Below are 17254 nucleotides of genomic sequence, written 5' to 3'. Positions count from 1 at the left end.
TGAAAAACAGTATTTCATGAAGCTCGGGGCTGTCTAGGAAACCCGGGGCGATTCATACGAAGATTCTACGGTGGCCGAGGGCGTCTGTTGAAATAAACAAATAAAACAATGGGTTATGGCTGGCTTTGTGTTTTGGTTTATTTGGTCCTGTAATCAATCCCAGCGGCGATATCTTCAGTGGCTGGATCATGGCGCAGATGGATTTGTGCGGTGCCGTGCTTGCCAAGCAGTTGAGCCGTGGTCGCGTGGTCACCGCTGCGGCCGAGGCGATGAGTTTCCACCGGCCAGTGATAGTCGGCGATGTGGTCTGCTGCTACGGCGAATGCGTGCACGTGGGCCGTAGCTCGATGAAGGTCGCGGTCGAGGTCTGGGTCAAGAAGGTCACCAGCGAACCCATCGGCGAGCGCTACTGCGTGACCGAGGCCGTGTTTACCTATGTGGCCGTGGGTGCGGACGGACGGCCCCGTGAAGTGCCACGCGAAGGCAATGCCGAGTTGGCCGAGGTGCTGGCGCTGCTGGGCAGATGACTGGCCATCGCCCCTAGGAGCTGCACGAAAGCGAGCCGCAACCGGGTTGGAAGCGGGCCCAGTCCGGGCGGCGGCCAGCGAGATCGCTGTAGGCGATTTGCTCGGTGTAGGGATCGCGGATTGCGCTCATCAGGTGTTCGAGGGGCGCCAGATCGCCGGCCTCTGCAGCCTGGATGGCCTGCTGCGCAAGCCAGTTGCGTGGGATCAGCCAGGGGTTGGTGGCGTTCATGCGGGTGGTGCGTTCGCCCTGTGATTCTGCCGACAGACGAAGGCGTGCCTGCCAGTCCGTCAGCCAGTGGGCGAAGGCTTCGCGCGCCGTGGCGGTCGGTGGGTAGTAGAACGTCGCGTCGAGTGATTCCAGCGCGAGGTCCGGCGGCATTTCCGGCGAGATGCTGGCCAGCGTCCGGTAGAAAAGCGTCATGTCGGTTTCGGCTTTACCGAAACAGTCGAACAGCGTACTCACCAGTCCGAAATCGGACTGGGCATCGCCGGTCGGCGGCAGTCCGAGCTTGTCGCGCAGCATGGCGAGGTAGGTGGTCTCGAAATGCGCGGCGTAGCCGTCCAGCGCGTCTTCCAGTGCTTGTCGATTGTCTACCAGTGGCATCAGCGCGTTGGCCAGGCAGGCCAGGTTCCAGCCAGCGATGCGAGCCTGCTGACCATAGGCGTATCGCCCGCCGCGATCCGTGGTGTTGGGCGTGAAATGCGGGTCGAAATTGTCCAGCCAGCCATAGGGGCCGTAATCGATGGTCAGCCCCAGCAGCGAAAGATTGTCGGTGTTCATCACTCCATGCACGAAGCCCACGCGCAGCCAGTGCGCTATCAGCTCCGCTGTGCGCCGACAGACTTCGCCGAACCAGGCCAGATAGACCTCACGCGAAGGTGCGCCGAGTTGCGGGAAATGCCGCACGATGCAGTGATCGAGCAGGCGTTGCAGCAACGTGATATCGCCACGCGCCGCCAGGATTTCGAGATGACCGATGCGCAGGAAGCTTTCCGCCACGCGGGTGACGATGGCACCCGGCTCGGCACGTGCGCGGCCGTCATAGAACATGTCGCGCACCACATCTTCTCCGCTCGCCACCAGGCACAGGGCACGTGTGGTGGGGATGCCGAGATGGTGCATCGCCTCGCTGCACAGGTATTCGCGGATCGAAGAGCGCAGCACCGCGCGGCCATCGGCGTGGCGCGAGTAGGGCGTGAGCCCGGCCCCCTTGAGCTGCACCTCGAAACGTCGTCCATCCGGCGCGATGGCCGTGCCCAGCATCAGTGCCCGGCCATCGCCGAGCTGCCCGGCCCACTGACCGAACTGATGTCCGCCATAACAGGTGGCATACGGCTGGCTGCCCGACAGCAGCGCATTGCCGGAAAACACCGCCGCCGCCGCTCGGGCTGTGTCCGGTTGCGCCGGCAAGCCCAGTAGCGCCGCGCAATCGGCCGACCAAGAAAGCAGCCGGGGGGCGGCTACCGGTGTCGGCATGCAGAAGGAGTGGGTCGCACCCTCCACCTGGCGCGGCTGTGCCGTCGTCAGTGGGTCGGCGGGCAGGGCATCGAGAAAGGCGGGGTCGAAGTCCAGTGTAATTTCGGGGGAGCGCGCGGCAGGCATGGGGCAGGTTCGAAGCAGAGAGTCATCCACTCTACGCGGCTCGCGGTGAGGATTCAGCCATGGTGGCGAGAGGGGAAAGCTATCGCGGATCACATGATCCAGGCGCGTCAGCCAGTCGGGTGAGTTGGCTGAAGGTGTATCCATGCATGACGGCACACTGCCGACCTTTTCTGCGTCAAGCCGTCTTATGTCACTGCAAATCACACCACAAGCCGGCTTGTGCGATGTGGTTGCAGATAGGCAGCGTTCGCTGTCGGCAGTAAAATGCGGACTTGCCGGGGCGCAATGCCACCGGTTCCCATCCGAAAGGCCTGTTGGATATGTTGGAGATTGTAGCGATCCGATAACTCCACCCGATTTCCGGGCAGTGAGTTATCGCAATGCAAAAGAGAGGGTGACGACCCCTTCGGGTCCGTTGCCTTTTGTGCATTCTGATTGCTAAAGAGATTCCAGCATGAACCTTTCAAGGCCTGAGCAGAGGACGTTGCACGTCCTCGCCAAGGGTGGCCGCATTGTGCATAGCCGCAATGAGTCCGGCCATATTTCATCCGTCGATTGCTATACACGCGATGGTTTTCTATTGACGGATTGTTCGCTTCTGGTCTTTCAGAAGCTGCGCAGCAAACGTCTCATTTGCTCCAAGAGCGGCCAGCCATACCAGATAAACAAAGCCGGTCTTCGTGCGGTCCGAGCGCAACTCGACAATCAATAACGAATCTTGAGCAGCGTTCGCCCGGCGATCGCTGCTCAATGCTTTTGGGCCTCATGAACATGACGAATCTTAAGCAATACAAATACGGTTCGGCTGGCTGCGCTCCTGCAGCCAGCGCAGTGGTCGGCGCTTCAACCATGACTAACTGAAAGGAGCCTCCACAATGGACATTCCACGGATTTTCAACATTAGCGAAAGCGCTCACCGCATCCACAATCCGATCACTCCCGAAAAACTGGCTGCCCTGGGGGCTGCCTTGCGCCTGGAGCCGGGCACCCGGGTGCTCGATCTTGCCTGCGGCTCGGGTGAAATGTTGTGTACCTGGGCGCGTGATCACGGAGTTGTCGGAGTTGGTATTGACATGAGCCAACTGTTTGCCAGGCAAGCAAAACAACGTGCGGAAGAACTCGGGGTCACCCACCAGGTGACCTTCATTCATGGTGATGCTGCCGGCTACGTCCATGACGAGAGGGTTGGGGTGGCAGCCTGTGTCGGCGCGACGTGGATCGCCGGGGGCGTTGCGGGCACTGTCGCCCTGCTGGCGCAAAGCCTGCACTCCGGAGGGATCATGCTCATTGGCGAGCCTTACTGGCGCCAGTTGCCTCCGACGGAGGAGGTTGCTCGAGGGTGTCTTGCCCGCACCCTATCCGACTTTCTGACATTGCCAGAGCTTCTCGCATTCCTCCGCCAGCTGGGCTATGACGTCGTGGAAATGGTGCTGGCAGATCAGGACGGCTGGGATCGATATGAGGCGGCCAAGTGGCTGACCATGCGCCGATGGCTGGAGGCCAATCCCGACGATGAGTTGGCGACAGAGGTACGGGCGCAACTGACCTCGGAGCCTGAGCGCTACGCCACTTACACGCGTGACTATCTGGGCTGGGGGGTGTTTGCCCTGATGGCGCGGTGAGGTGATGCCATCTGGCGATCGTCAATAGCGAGAAGCCTTGTTGGGTAGCCACGATCCGCGCATCCTGGCTACCCCAACGCGTGCTCAAGCCGTTCATGCGTTGCCAGTGATTCGGCCTGCAACGCCTGGATCAGCGTTTCGGTGTGCGGATTGCTGCTGCGGTAAGCCGGGCGGACGAGGCTGACGCGGAAAGGGATGGAGACGGCGAAGCGGCGCAGGGTACAGCCGTGATCGGCGAATTCCAGCGCGGTGAGCGGGTTGACGATGGCGAGCCCCAGCCCTTCGCGTACCAGGCTGCATACAGAGGCGGCGCTTTGCGTTTCGAGCAGCAGACGGCGTGTCACGCCTTCGCGGCGGAACACCTCGTCGAGTTGCACGCGATACGGATCCTGCGGCGCCAAGCTGACGAAGGGGTGGTCGGCGAAGTCGGCGGGGGTGAGCTGTGTGCGTGCCAGCAGTGGGTGACCAGCGGGCAGCACGCAGACTTCGTCGGCTTCGAACAGGCTTTGCAGCGTGCAACCGGGCGGGGCGGTGTCGTGCTCGGTCAGGCCCAGGTCGAAGCGTTGGGCGCTGAGCCATTCTTCCAGCAGGGGTGACTCCTGCGGTGTGATGGCCAGCGGGATGTCCGCCTGCTGCGCGCGCAGGCGTCGGCAGGCGGCAGGTAGCAGCGCCTGGGCGAAGGCTGGCACGCAGACCACTGCCAGTTGGGTGCCACGCCCTTCGCGCAGAGCCCGGGCGGTGGCACGTACACGTTCCAGACCGAGGTAGGCCCGCTGCACCTCTTCGAACAGGGCCAGCGCCTGGGTGGTCGGCTGCAGCCGGCCGCGTATGCGGTCGAACAGCGCGAAGCCCAGTCGGTGCTCGAGCAGCGCCAGCTCGCGACTGACCGTGAGTTGCGAGGTCAGGAGCAGCGCGGCGGCGCCCGTGACACTGCCGGCACTCATTACGGCGCGGAAGACTTCGATCTGACGATGGTCGATATCCATATCAAAGATGAATTGAATGTGGCAATCAAAGCATTTTACTGAATGATTTTCGCTCGGCATCATGCCGGCTGATCCGTTGAAAGCAGCCATCATGCAAAAGCCCCTGGAGCACGCCCGCCTGCAATCCCTCGCCGCCGAGTTCGGTACGCCACTGTGGCTCTACGACGCGGCCGTGATCCGCAGCCGTATTGCTGCCTTGCGAGCCTTCGACCATATCCGGTTTGCACAGAAGGCGTGCTCCAACACCCATATACTGCGCCTGATGCGTGAGGAGGGCGTGGTGGTGGATGCGGTGTCGCCAGGGGAGATCCAGCGCGCGCTGGCGGCCGGTTTCAGTTCGAAGGCGGGGCGCAGCGAGATCGTGTTCACTGCCGATCTGGCCACGGAAGAGACGCTGACGCTGCTCGTCGAGCACGAAATTCCGATGAATGCCGGCTCCATCGACATGCTTCGGCAGTTGGGGGCGCGTGCGCCCGGGCATCGCGTGTGGCTGCGCATCAATCCCGGCTTCGGTCATGGTCACAGCAACAAGACCAACACGGGCGGTGAGCACAGCAAGCACGGCATCTGGCATACCGACCTGCCGGCCGCACTGGCGGTAATCGCGCAGTACGGGTTGCGCCTCGTCGGCCTGCACATGCACATCGGCTCGGGCGTCGACTACGGTCACCTGCAGCAGGTGTGCGGTGCGATGGTCGATCTGGTGAAGGCGTCCGGGCAGGACCTCGAAGCCATCTCGGCGGGCGGCGGCTTGTCGATTCCGTATCGTGAAGGCGATGCGCAGATCGACACCGCACACTACTTCGGGTTGTGGGACGCCGCACGCAAGGAGATCGAAGCATCGCTGGGGCATGCCGTGACGCTGGAGATCGAGCCCGGCCGTTATCTGGTGGCCGAATCCGGACTGCTGCTGACCGAGGTCCGCGCTACCAAGGATGCAGGCCGCAACCATTTCGTGCTGGTCGATGCCGGTTTTACCGAGTTGGTGCGGCCTTCGATGTATGGGAGCTATCACGCCATCAGCGTGATTCCCCGCGCCGGCCAGTCGGCAGGGCCACTGCGCGAGACCGTGGTGGCCGGCCCGCTGTGCGAATCGGGTGATGTGTTCACGCAGGGCGAAGGTGGGGTGGTGGAAACGCGCAGCCTGCCTGCTGCGCAGGTGGGCGATCTGCTGGTGCTGCATGATGCTGGCGCCTACGGTGCCTCGATGTCTTCCAACTACAACAGCCGGCCGCTGATCGCCGAAGTGTTGCTCGATGGCAAGGAGGGCAAGAACGCCCGCCTGATCCGTCGCCGTCAGACCATGGATGAGTTGCTGGCACTTGAGCGCTGACTCGGCATGGCGGACAGGCCGGAGTCTCCCTTCGCGCGTAACGATGCTGACAAGGCCGCCCGCCTTGCCCAGGTACGTGGGCGCCTGGCGGCTGCCACGCCACCTACGAAAAAGCGCTTCCGTGCACCAGTCATCTCGCGTCGTACGCTGGCGGCGGCAGCCTTGTTGCTGATCCTGCTGATGGTGTGGCTGGGCTGAATCCTGTTCGTATCCTGTGGCGTTTGGTGCTGAGGCCTTGAGTGTTTTTTGCGTCTGCCTGAGCGCATTTCGCGCATCCGGGCGACACCATGCGGGTTTTGCCGGAGCCCCGCGCCATGCGCCTGTTTCGTGTTCTTGCCCTGTTCTTCGCCTGCGGGCTGTTGTTGGCCTGCGCGCATCAAGGGGAGCCGCCACGCAATGCTGCGCCGCAGCCGTTACGTAGCGCGGGTTACCTGCCGGCCATGCAGTATCCGGTCCAGCCGGTCAGGGAACGTTGGTCGCGTGGCGAGGATTCCATCGATGTCCTGCTGTTGCGGCCGCTCAGCGAGCAGCCTGCGGGCCTGATCGTCTTTCTGGGCGGGCTGGGCGACGCAGTCGATTCACCCTTGCCGCTGCTGCAGAAATGGGCGGAAGCCGGTCATGCCGTGCTCAGCATCCAGGCGGCACGGCATGGTCCGGCAGTGTTGGCAGGCAGCCGTGCCCGCGAGGGGGATTTTCGGCCACTGGCGATCGAGGCCTACGCCAACCCCAGTTTGCAATGGCGCCTCGACACGCTGGCCTGGGTGATGCACGAGTTGCGCAGTCGCCAGCGGGAGAAGGACCCTCTTGCCGGGCTGGACCTTGAGCAGGTCATGCTGGTCGGCTTCGATCTCGGTGCCCAGACCGTGCAGGCCGCGCTGGGCGAACATTTCACGGATGTGACCCTGCCTACCTTCCCGCTGGTCTGGCGTGCAGCGATCATTCTCAGCCCCTATGCAGGCTATGGCGGCGAGAGCTTCAACCAGCGCTATGTCGACATGCAAGGGCCGATGCTGCTGGTGACCAGCGCGGAGGACGTCGATCGTTTCGACTATGCCTTCAATGCCCGGCTGCGCGAGATGCCGTTCCGCCACATGCCCGGCAAGGATAAGCTCAGCCTGAATCTGGCCTACGCCTCACATGCGGTGATCGGCGGGGGCAGCGCGCAGTCCGGCCCGGCGCGCGCCGAATTCTCTGGCGGAGCCCCTTCGCGTTCGGGGGGCGGCGGTGGGCGGGGTGGCGCCGAAGGCGGCGGCCGTGGCGGCCCCGGTGGTGGCATGGGCGGTAGCGGCGGTATGGGCGGCCCAGGTGGCGGTGCGTCGGGAGGTGGCCCACAGGGGGGCGCTGGTCCTGGCGGGAGTAATTCCGCGGGGCAGCCGCAAATGGGCGTCGATAGTCAGGAGGATCAGGCCAAGTCCTTGCAGGCCGTGAGTCTGGCCTTCATCGACCAATGGCTGCAAGACGATGATCTGGCCCGTGAGTGGTTGGCGCGAGATGCGAATCGCTGGCTGGCGGAGAGTGGGCGCCTGCTGCGTCGTTGATGGGTGGTTTTATGCAAAAGAGTGGCTGCGTGCCCGACCTATCTGGCTGAAACTAAAGGGTTGTACGGATTGTGGCGGTGACATGGCAGCCATGACGGAAAGCGCAGAAACCGGGTATGAGGCCTGTTTCCGGCGGTGCTCCATGCACTGACCCGACGCCAACGCTGCGCCGCAGCAGTCAAAAGCCTGATTGATGGATAAGCAAAGGTATTTGTTTGCTTGAGGTGGCGCCGATATAGTCGGCGGCAGTTGCCAACCTTGACTCTCAAACCATGCCCCAACTCAAGAAACACATCGTCATCGTCGGCGGAGGCGCCGGCGGCCTGGAACTTGCCGTCAAGCTCGGACGGCGTCTGGGCAAGCGTGGCGAGGCTGATATCACGCTCGTCGACCGGGCCCGCACGCACGTTTGGAAACCGCTGCTGCATCAGGTGGCCGCCGGCACCCTGGATTCGCACGCAGAGGAGCTCGAATACCTAGCGCTCGCCCGACGTCATCATTTCCGTTTCCGTCTGGGAGAACTGACTTCTCTGGATCGCGAACGGCGCGAAATCCGTCTGGCGCCGGTACTCAGCCTGGAGGGCGAGGAGCTGATCCCGGAAAGCGCGCTGGGCTACGACATGCTGGTGATTGCGGTGGGCAGCCAGAGTAATGATTTCAACACGCCAGGGGCGCGCGAAAACTGCATCTTCCTGGATTCCCCGCAGGCCGCGCAGTACTTCCACCGCAAGTTGGTGGATGCCAGCATGCGTGCGCAGACGGGCTCGGCGGTGCCTGGAGAAGGACGTTTCACCGTGGCCATCATCGGAGGAGGCGCAACCGGGGTCGAGCTGGCGGCAGAGCTGCACATGACCGCGCGCATCATGGACAGCTACGGCCTGCAGAACCTGCACCCCGAGCGTGACCTCAAGATCACCATCCTCGATGCTGCGCCGCGCATCCTGCCGCTCCTGCCCGAGCGGGTTTCCGGCGCCGTGGCGCAGGAGCTGCGCAAGCTGGACATCGATATCCACACCAACGAGAAAGTGGTGGAGATCACAGCCCAGGGCATCCGCATGGCCAGCGGCAAGTTCATCCCCGGTGCGTTGCGCGTGTGGGCCGCCGGTATCAAGGCGCCGGAGTTCCTGAAGAACTTCGGCGGTCTGCAGACCAACCGCATCAACCAGATCCTCGTCGATCGCAGCCTGCGCAGTGTGGACGATGAGCACATCTTCGCCTTTGGCGACTGCGCGGCCTGTCCCCTGGATGACAAGGGTGGTGCCTTGGTACCGCCACGCGCCCAGGCTGCGCACCAGCAGGCCAGCATGTTGGCCAGCTCCATCCCGCGCATCCTCGCGGGCAAGAGCGCTCTGCGTTTCTCCTACAAGGATCATGGTTCGCTGGTCTCGCTGGGCGAATACAGCACTGTCGGCAGCCTGATGGGCGGCATCCGCCGCGGTAGCGTGTTCATCGAGGGGCTGTTCGCCAAGTGCATGTACTGGTCGCTGCACAAGCAGCATCAGGTCGCCATCAATGGCGGCTTCCGTACCTGGCTCGCTACCTGGGTGGAGGCCATCGACCGGATCCGCAATCCGCGCATCAAGCTGCACTGAGGCATCTCAGGTAACAGCCCCTTCTGCTTCGCCGTGGCGAGAGGGGCTTTGAGAATCTGAGAAAAAAAAAACGGGCAGCCTTGGCTGCCCGTTTTGATTGCTGCTCAGCCGCGCCCCATGCGTTTTTTCCAGGCGGGGTATTCCTCGTACAGCACTTTGGTGGGCCAGACGCCGTACCAGGCGTAACCGGTGCGCCGCTCGTGGTGGATCTGGCTGTAGTCCTTGACGCGAATGCCGTCACGGTTGGCCAGCACGATGCTGTTGTCCTTGACGTCATAGAAGCGGCCCCACAGTGGGCCAGCGTCGGGATCCTGAACCAGGCGGCGATCGGTGGTGGCGGTGTGGTAATCGTACTTCACAGGCTGATCCAGCTTGATCGTCTCGATCTTCCAGCCTGTGAGCTTGGAACGCTCGAACCAGGCCATCACGCCGTCGATGGCTGCGACGACTTCGGGCGAGGGGGCCGGAATGCTCATCAGATAGCGCGCCATCTCGACGGACTCCTGCGACACCATCGAGGGCAGCTCGAAGCTGCGGCCTTGTGCGGGTTGCAGCGTTTCAGGGTCGTATTGTCCAGCCCAGCCGGCAAGCTTATCGTTCTGCCGGACCTGCAGTTGCAGCACGCAGGCGTCGCCCCGTTTGCGAGCGTCGGTGGCGGCTGTGCGATCTGCCGCGTCCACGCTCTTGAATGGGGGATCGGCCTGTTCCACCTTGCGCAGCATGCGCAACACGCCGGAGGTCACTTCGTCCGCCATGGTGATGTAGGGGTGGTAGGGCTGCGCACCGGGAACCGTGTGCGGCCAGCCACCGCATTTCTTGTGTTGCATCGACAGGGTGTAGCGCAGGCCCTTCAGCGCGGCTTGGCGATAGGTCTTGTTGCCGGTCTGGTCATAGGCCGCGAACAGGTACTCGACTTGTGAATAGACGTTGCGGTTGTCGAAACTGCCCTTCGGATTGGCTTTTTCGGCTTCAGCGGCCTTGATGTCCGAGTCGTCGAGGATGCGTGCCGGATCGCGGTTCTCGATCCAGCCGCCGTTATCACGCTGGTACAGCAGCACGTTGTTGGCGATCTCGACGATCTGGTCTTCCCGGTAACGGGGATAGTCCTTGCCGTGAAGGTTCTGCCAGTGATGGATGCCGTCCGAAAACAGGCCCAGAGGGATGGGCTGGTATTGTTTCGGGGCGGGCGGCTGGGCCGCACAGGCCGCCAGGAGTGTGGCGGATAGGATCGCCATGGATACGGGGTAGCGCACGATGTCTCCTTTGGTCTGGTTCGGAACTTCAACCAGGATGATACGTCGTGCGCCGTTGCCGGACTTGTACGGATGCGTCATTGCCTTCCCGCGGCTAAATACGCCGAAAGAGGTATGAGGGCGTGCCCGGCAGCTTGCTGAGGATGTGCGCTGTCCCGGCGGGCGCACTCACTCCTGGGCGAGGTAGATCCTGGCAATGAAGTCGTCCGGATCCTGGGAGGAAGGCGCCGTGTGTGAATCTTCGGCGGGCAGGGGCGTTTGCGGATCCACGAAATAGGGCAACCAGCTGGCGTTCAGCACCTCCTCGTCATAGCGGGCGAGGTCGTGTGCGGGGAGGATGGGGGTCTTGGGTTTCATGGTCGCCTCCTGCTGCGGTGCATCACGTGGCGCGGTCATTCGCGCAGGCCGGATGCACATTTCCAGCATAGCGACGGGATGGCGCTTTGCCTTAAACCCGCAGAGCGCCAGTGAGGGAATGCCCTTGCGGGAGGTCAGGCATGGAACATCCCGGCAGGCGGAATACCGGCTGCCAATGCGAGCATCAGCAGCACGCGTGCCTGTTGTGGGGTGTAGGAGCCGGTGGCGATGAAACCATTGGCCGCATCATCCTCGTTGTGATCCGTCCATACGCCTCCGTTTGGGATTCGCGAGCCACGTACGACTACCACTCCCGCCGCCTGGGCTTCCCGCAAGGCCGGACGCAGGCTGTGAGGCACGCTGCCGTTGCCGGTGAGCGCCAGTACCAGCCCGCGCGTGCCACCGGCGACACAGGCGGTCACCAGATCCCCGGGCATGCCAGTCTGGCCGTAGAGGATATCCACACGTGGCAGGTGGGCCGGAATGGCTGGAATGGGGGCCGGGCATTCGCCAGAGGCTGGTTCGAGGAAGTGTGGCCCGCCGTTGTCGACATGCCCCGGCGCAGCGCCGACGCTTGGACGCAGGGCATCCAGCGCCGAGGTATGGCATTTGCGGCAGTGGCGACCGGCGATGATCCGGCCGTGGGCGACGACCAGTACGCCGCGTCCCCAGGTGTCCGTTGAACAGGCTACCTGGGCGGCCTGCAGCAGATTGGTGGGGCCATCCGCCTGCGGGCTGTTGGCCGGGCGCATGGCCGCAGTGAGTACCACGGGTTTGCCGGTGGGCAGCAGCAGGTCCAGCGCCAACGCGGTTTCCTCGAGCGTATCGGTGCCATGGGTGACGATGATGCCGTCGATGGCCGGGTCATCCAGCAAGGTGCGCAGCAAGGAGGCTAGGCGTAGCCAGTGTTCCGGCGTGAGATCACGCGAGTCGAGGGAATAGGGTTGATGCAATTGCCAGGTGGCCAGTGCCCCCAAGGCAGGCTGAGCGGCGAGCAGGGCATCGGCGCCGAGCTGGCTGGCCGTGTAGCGGGTGTCGCTGCCCAGGCCGGCAATGGTGCCACCGGTGGCGACGAGGGCGAGGTGAGGCATGGCTTTTCCTTGCGCGGAAACGAAAACGCCGGCTGTGCCGGCGTCGTGTGGGATTGAGTGATCGCTCAGTGGTTGAGGATCTTGGAGAGGAATTGTTGGGCGCGGTCGGAGCGCGGCTGGCCGAAGAAGTCGTCCTTGGTCGCATCTTCGACGATCTGGCCCTGATCCATGAATACCACGCGGTTCGCCACCTTGCGGGCGAAGCCCATTTCGTGGGTCACCACCATCATGGTCATGCCTTCCTTCGCCAGTTCGACCATGACGTCCAGCACCTCGTTGATCATCTCGGGGTCAAGCGCGGAGGTCGGTTCGTCGAACAGCATGCAAATCGGATCCATCGACAACGCGCGGGCAATGGCCACGCGTTGCTGCTGGCCGCCCGAGAGCTCGCCCGGGAACTTGTTGGCGTGCGCCTTGAGGCCGACGCGATCGAGCAGCCTGAGGCCGCGCTCCATGGCTTCGTCCTGGCTGCGACCGAGCACCTTGACCTGACCGATGGCCAGGTTCTGTGTGATGCTCATGTGCGGGAACAGTTCGAAGTGCTGGAACACCATGCCTACGTGAGCGCGCAGCTTGGGTAGATCGGTGCGCAGGTCATTGACCTGTGTGCCATTGACGACGATCTTGCCTTGCTGGATGGGTTCCAGGCCGTTGACGCACTTGATCAGCGTGGATTTACCCGAGCCGGACGGACCGCAGACGACGACAACTTCGCCCTTCTCGACGTTGGTCGTGCAATCGGTGAGTACCTGGAAATTGCCGTACCACTTGGAAACGTTTTCGATCTTGATCATGGGGTGACCTAACGAATGATTGCGATGCGCTTGTTCATGTATTTGACGAACATGGACAGCGAGAAACAGATGGCGAAGTAGATGACCGATACGAACAGATACATCTCGACCGTACGACCATACAGCATGCCGGCGTTCTCGGCGGCCTTCAGCAGGTCCGTGGCGCCGATGGCGTAGACCAGCGAGGTGTCCTGGAACAGGATGAAGGTCTGCGTCAGCAGTACCAGTACCATGTTGCGGAAGGCCTGCGGCAGGACCACGTACCCCATGGTCTGCCAGTAGGTCATGCCGATGGCCAGCGCCGCGTTGACCTGTCCACGCGGAATGCTCTGGATGCCTGCGCGCATGATCTCGCTGTAGAAGGCAGCCTGGAACAGCGTGAAGGTGATGATGGCTGACTTGTTCTGACCGATCGGCTGACCGGTCACGAACGGAATGAGGAAGAAGAACCACAGGATCATCATCAGCAGGGGGATGGAGCGCATCAGGTCGACATAGACCTTGGCCGCGCCACCGATAAACTTGCCACCGGAGAGGCGCGCGAGCGCAAGCAGGGTTCCCAGGATGACGCCGCCGATCATGGCGATCACGGTCAGCTCAAGGCTGAACCACAGACCCTTCAGGATCGCCGGCATGGCCAGCGGGATGACGGAAAAATCTAATGTGCCGAGCATCGTGTCCTCCTTATTTCGCCACGATGAAGCCGGGCACGTGCGCGCGGCTTTCGATGACAGCCATGACGCGGTTGGCCGCATAGGCACAGACGATGTAGAGCACCGTAGGCACGATCAGGCTTTCGATGACCTGACCACCAGTTTCCTCCACCATCTGGCGGGATACGAAGACCAGCTCCCAGACGCCGACGGCGTAGGCGACGCCGGAGTTCTTGAAGGCGTTCATGAATTCCGAGGTCAGTGGCGGGATGATGATGCGGAAGGCCATCGGCAGCAGCACGAAACGATAGGTTTGCGTCTGCGTGAGGCCGAGCGCCAGGCCGGCGTTGCGCTGGCCACGTGGCAAGGCCTGAATGCCCGCGCGCACCTGCTCGGCCACCCGTGCGGAGGTGAACAGGCCCAGCGCCACGACAGCGGTGAGGAATTCCTTGGCCGGCATGTCCTGCTTGACCCACATGGCGAGATCCCGGGGCAGCAGTTCGGGCACCACGAAGAACCACAGGAACAGCTGCATCAGCAGCGGCACGTTGCGGAAGAATTCGACCCAGGTGTGGCCGATGAAAGCCAGTTTCTTGTTCGGTACCGTGCGCAGGGTGCCGGCGATGCTGCCGAGCACGAGCGCGATGACCCAGGCACATAAGGAGATGGCAATCGTCCACCCCAGACCGTGGATGACCCAGGTCAGGTAAGTCTCGTCTCCGGCGGGGATGGTCTGGAAGAAAACGCCCCAGTTCCAGTTGTAATTCACATCGAGTCTCCAGCGACAGAGTCAGGATACAGCGACAGACTCAGAAGAGAGAAGGCGGCCTTGCGGCCGCCGTTTGTTGCATCAGGTCCGTCTTACTTCGCCGCGTAGGCTTCCTTCGGCCTGTCGTTCGGCTCTGCGATGGCCGCCTTGAGTGCATCACTCATCGGCACATTCAGATTCACGCCTTTGGGCGGAATCGGCGACAGGAACCACTTGGTGTAGAGCTTGGCCAGCTGGCCGCTCTTGGCCAGGCTACCGATGGTGGCTGCCACGAGGCCTTTGAACTGAGGATCGTCCTTGCGCAGCATGATCGCGATCGGTTCGAGCGACAGCGATTCGCCGACGATGGCGTAGTCCTGCGGCGCCTTGGAGTTGGCGATCAGGCCCATCAGCAGGTTGTCATCCATGACGAAGGCCACGGCGCGGTCGGTTTCCAGCATCAGGAAGAAGTCAGCATGGTCCTTGCCATACACCTCGCGGAAATTGACGCCCTGACCGACCTTGTGGGCGCGGATCAGTTGCACGCTGGTGGTGCCAGTGGTGGTGGCCACGGGCTTGCCGTTCAGATCGGACAGGCTCTTGATGCCGGAGGACTTCTTCACGGCCATCATCACGTTGGTGATGTAGGTGGTCGGTGCGAAGGCAACCTGTTGTTGGCGGGAGGTATCGTTGGTGGTGGAGCCGCATTCCAGATCGACGGTGCCGTTGACGGTCAGCGGGATGCGGTTCTGAGAGGTGACGGCCTGGGTCTTCACTTCCAGCTTGGGCAGTGCAAGCTTGGTTTTGACTGCATCGACGATGGCATTACAGATGTCGATGTGGTAGCCGATGGGCTTCTGGCTGGCGTCAAGATAGGACAGCGGGAAGGAGGATTCACGGATGCCGAGCGTGATGCTGCCGTTGTCCTTGATCTTCTTCAGGGTGCCATCGAGGGCCTGGGCATTTGCGGCATGTACCGCGAAACCGGCGACCATTGCCAGCGCCAGATGCAGTTTTTTCATGTGTTACCTCCAGAAAGGATGCACCCCGAGTGGGGCACGCATAGATTACATGCGAAAACCGTACCAATGTCCATCCGGCCACTGATACGGAGCAAAACAGCACCCAAGTATAGCCAGCAACAGCCACTGTGCCGCGGTGGTTTTTGTGCCTGCACCAAATTTGTGCAGAAAAAGAGGGTCAGCGCGAGCGTTGCAGGCCTGCGAGAAAGCAGTCAACGCTGCTGTGCGTGACCTGGCGGATACAGAAGGCTTGTGGCTGTATCAGCCAGTGGAAGCAAATACCATCCACCAGGCCGAAAATGCCTTGCATAGCGTGTTCGGCGTTGGTGTGAGGGGGCAGGGCTCCCGTGGCGATGGCGGTATCGAAGTCGGCCAGCAGATGGCGCTGGCAGGTTTCTCGCTCATGCAGGAAGTGATCGCGGGCACTGCGCGTTTCATCGGTGAATTCGCAACGCAGCATGACGATGTTCATCAGGGCAAAGATGCGGGGATCTTCCTCGATGTGGTCGGCCATCCAGCAGACTTTGCTGCGGATCAGCGTCAGCGGGTCTAGCTTGTTGGTGTTGGATGAGCAGATTGCATCATGTATCGGCAATGCCACGCGCTCCCACATGGCTTTGAGCAGGTCACCCTTGTCTTCGAAATGCCAATAGATTGCACCGCGCGTGAGTCCGGCGGCCAGCGCGATCTCGTGCAGCGATGTATGGCTCACGCCTTTCTCGCTGAACAAGCGTTCTGCGGCATCTAGAAGCTGGAGGCGCGTGGCTGCAGCCTCTTCCTTGGTTTTCCTGACCATCGGAGCGTATGAGTGACTGGGTGTCTAGGGAGTAAAATTCTGCGAAACATCTTACCTGCTGACTTACATACATACAAGGATGTATGTATGGTATGCGATGTGCTGACGTGGCATATCGCGTCCCCCTTCCCCTTGGTGTAGTCCTTCAAGCTGGAGATTCAATAATATGAACCGGATTTCCCTCCCCCGGCCCGCGGTTGCGGTGCTGACGCTGGCGGCGTTGACGCTGGCTGCATGCGGCAAGGGCCCGCAGAACGGTGCAGCAGGTGCGCAGATGCCGCCCGCAGAGGTCGGCGTGGTTACGCTGCAGCCTGAAACCGTGGAACTGAGTACCGTGTTGCAAGGCCGTACCTCTCCATACGCGATCGCCGAGATCCGTCCTCAGGTGGGCGGCATTCTGCGCGATCGCGCCTTCACCGAAGGCGGTCTGGTGAAGGCCGGGCAGCTGCTCTACCAGATCGAGCCGGCTACCTACGAAGCGGCCTATGCCAGTGCCCAGGCTTCGCTGGCGCGTTCCGAGGCGAGTCTGACCACTGCACGTCTGAAAGCCGAGCGCTATGCCGATCTGGTCAAGATCAAGGCGGTCAGCCAGCAGGATTTCGACGATGCCCAGGCGACCTTCAAACAGGCAGAGGCTTCGGTGGCGGCGGATAAGGCCGCGCTCGAGCAGGCACGCATCAATCTGGCCTATACCCGTGTGACTTCACCCATCTCTGGCCGCATCGGTAAGTCCGAAGTGACCCAGGGGGCATTGCTGACAGCCAGCCAGGCCACGGCTCTGACCACGGTGCAGCGTCTGGATCCGATCTACGTGGACCTGACGCAATCGGTGGCGGAACTGTCCCGTTTGCGCCGCGCCATCGAAAGTGGTGCGCTGAAAGGCGGCGAGGCACGTGTGCGTCTGCTGCTCGAAGACGGCGTGGAGTATCCGATCGAAGGTCGGCTCGCCTTTACCGACGTAAGCGTGGATACCGGTACCGGCAGCGTGACCGTGCGTGCAGTGTTCCCGAATCCGAAGCAGGAACTGCTGCCTGGCATGTTCGTGCGTGCCCGTGTGACCACCGGCATCCGCGAAAACGCGCTGCTCGTGCCGCAACAGGGCGTGAGCCGCAACACCAAGGGCGAAGCCGTGCTGAACGTGGCCGTGAGTGACGGGAAGTTCGAACAGCGCGTGGTGCGTACCGATCAGGCAATCGGCTCCAGGTGGTTGATGGATGCAGGCGTGGATGCTGGAGATCAGGTCATCGTCGAAGGGCTGCAAAAGCTGCGCCCGGGCACCGTGATCAAGCCGGTCCCGGTGTCCGCATCGCCGGCCGTACCGGCCGCGCGCTGAGATAGG

The 17254-nt window shown here is 62.4% G+C and carries 18 protein-coding genes; 8 read left to right on the top strand and 10 right to left on the bottom strand.

From position 1 onward, the window contains the following. Positions 1 to 125 precede the first annotated feature (125 nt). Positions 126 to 527, top strand: a complete 402-nt coding sequence (yciA, locus tag BGI27_RS06335) for an acyl-CoA thioester hydrolase YciA (protein ID WP_223871638.1) — start codon at positions 126 to 128, stop codon at positions 525 to 527. A gap of 13 nt (positions 528 to 540) precedes the next feature. Here the strand turns inward: yciA and BGI27_RS06330 are convergent, their stop codons facing one another. Further along, entirely contained in the window at positions 541 to 2274 is a 1734-nt protein-coding gene (locus tag BGI27_RS06330) for a protein adenylyltransferase SelO (RefSeq protein WP_317984281.1), read from the bottom strand. 310 nt (positions 2275 to 2584) lie between these two features. Between BGI27_RS06330 and BGI27_RS06325 the strand changes: the two genes are divergently transcribed. Beyond that, the gene (locus tag BGI27_RS06325) at positions 2585 to 2842 is read left to right on the top strand and encodes a YjhX family toxin (protein WP_095524043.1); all 258 of its coding nucleotides are present in this window, start codon (positions 2585 to 2587) and stop codon (positions 2840 to 2842) included. A 163-nt stretch (positions 2843 to 3005) separates the two neighbouring features. Next, complete coding sequence (locus BGI27_RS06320) at positions 3006 to 3752, top strand: SAM-dependent methyltransferase (RefSeq protein ID WP_095524042.1); 747 nt, start codon at positions 3006 to 3008, stop codon at positions 3750 to 3752. Between the two features lie 68 nt (positions 3753 to 3820). Here BGI27_RS06320 and BGI27_RS06315 read toward each other — a convergent pair whose 3' ends face one another. Beyond that, on the bottom strand, positions 3821 to 4738 hold the full coding sequence (locus BGI27_RS06315) for a LysR family transcriptional regulator (RefSeq protein ID WP_095524054.1): 918 nt from the start codon (positions 4736 to 4738) through the stop codon (positions 3821 to 3823). Between the two features lie 91 nt (positions 4739 to 4829). Here BGI27_RS06315 and lysA point away from each other — a divergent pair, with 91 nt between their 5' ends. From lysA to BGI27_RS06295, 4 genes are all read left to right on the top strand, one after another. After that, positions 4830 to 6071, top strand: a complete 1242-nt coding sequence (gene lysA, locus BGI27_RS06310; protein WP_095524041.1) for a diaminopimelate decarboxylase — start codon at positions 4830 to 4832, stop codon at positions 6069 to 6071. A 6-nt stretch (positions 6072 to 6077) separates the two neighbouring features. Beyond that, positions 6078 to 6269, top strand: coding sequence for a hypothetical protein (locus BGI27_RS06305; RefSeq protein ID WP_095524040.1), 192 nt, complete (start codon positions 6078 to 6080; stop codon positions 6267 to 6269). A 116-nt stretch (positions 6270 to 6385) separates the two neighbouring features. Then, the gene (locus tag BGI27_RS06300; RefSeq protein WP_186815399.1) at positions 6386 to 7609 is read left to right on the top strand and encodes an alpha/beta hydrolase; all 1224 of its coding nucleotides are present in this window, start codon (positions 6386 to 6388) and stop codon (positions 7607 to 7609) included. Between the two features lie 272 nt (positions 7610 to 7881). Further along, a complete protein-coding gene (locus BGI27_RS06295) occupies positions 7882 to 9201 on the top strand; it encodes an NAD(P)/FAD-dependent oxidoreductase (RefSeq protein ID WP_095524039.1) in 1320 nt (439 codons plus the stop codon). 104 nt (positions 9202 to 9305) lie between these two features. On the opposite strand, the gene pelA is transcribed toward BGI27_RS06295, so the two are convergent. The 8 genes from pelA to BGI27_RS06255 all read right to left on the bottom strand — a co-directional run bounded on the left by pelA (position 9306) and on the right by BGI27_RS06255 (position 15915). Further along, complete coding sequence (gene pelA / locus BGI27_RS06290; protein WP_223871637.1) at positions 9306 to 10535, bottom strand: pectate lyase; 1230 nt, start codon at positions 10533 to 10535, stop codon at positions 9306 to 9308. A gap of 87 nt (positions 10536 to 10622) precedes the next feature. Continuing rightward, on the bottom strand, positions 10623 to 10811 hold the full coding sequence (locus BGI27_RS06285) for a hypothetical protein (protein ID WP_141239729.1): 189 nt from the start codon (positions 10809 to 10811) through the stop codon (positions 10623 to 10625). Positions 10812 to 10945: 134 nt separating this feature from the next. Beyond that, positions 10946 to 11902 (bottom strand): asparaginase, encoded by a 957-nt coding sequence (locus BGI27_RS06280; RefSeq protein ID WP_095524037.1) that lies wholly within the window; start codon positions 11900 to 11902, stop codon positions 10946 to 10948. Positions 11903 to 11967: 65 nt separating this feature from the next. Next, positions 11968 to 12696, bottom strand: a complete 729-nt coding sequence (locus BGI27_RS06275) for an amino acid ABC transporter ATP-binding protein (RefSeq protein WP_095524036.1) — start codon at positions 12694 to 12696, stop codon at positions 11968 to 11970. A gap of 8 nt (positions 12697 to 12704) precedes the next feature. Further along, entirely contained in the window at positions 12705 to 13370 is a 666-nt protein-coding gene (locus BGI27_RS06270; protein ID WP_095524035.1) for an amino acid ABC transporter permease, read from the bottom strand. A 10-nt stretch (positions 13371 to 13380) separates the two neighbouring features. Beyond that, a complete protein-coding gene (locus BGI27_RS06265) occupies positions 13381 to 14118 on the bottom strand; it encodes an amino acid ABC transporter permease (protein ID WP_095524034.1) in 738 nt (245 codons plus the stop codon). Positions 14119 to 14210: 92 nt separating this feature from the next. Further along, positions 14211 to 15119, bottom strand: a complete 909-nt coding sequence (locus BGI27_RS06260; protein WP_095524033.1) for a transporter substrate-binding domain-containing protein — start codon at positions 15117 to 15119, stop codon at positions 14211 to 14213. A gap of 178 nt (positions 15120 to 15297) precedes the next feature. Next, positions 15298 to 15915 carry a TetR family transcriptional regulator gene (locus BGI27_RS06255; protein ID WP_095524032.1) on the bottom strand — a complete coding sequence of 206 codons (618 nt, stop codon included), beginning with the start codon at positions 15913 to 15915 and terminating at the stop codon, positions 15298 to 15300. A gap of 166 nt (positions 15916 to 16081) precedes the next feature. Here BGI27_RS06255 and BGI27_RS06250 point away from each other — a divergent pair, with 166 nt between their 5' ends. Continuing rightward, positions 16082 to 17248 (top strand): efflux RND transporter periplasmic adaptor subunit, encoded by a 1167-nt coding sequence (locus BGI27_RS06250; protein WP_095524031.1) that lies wholly within the window; start codon positions 16082 to 16084, stop codon positions 17246 to 17248. The last annotated feature ends 6 nt before the right edge of the window (positions 17249 to 17254 follow it).

The organism is Candidatus Dactylopiibacterium carminicum, assembly GCF_014736495.1.
Classification (GTDB): Bacteria; Pseudomonadota; Gammaproteobacteria; order Burkholderiales; family Rhodocyclaceae; genus Uliginosibacterium; species Uliginosibacterium carminicum.
This window is presented reverse-complemented; position numbering and strand designations above follow the sequence as displayed.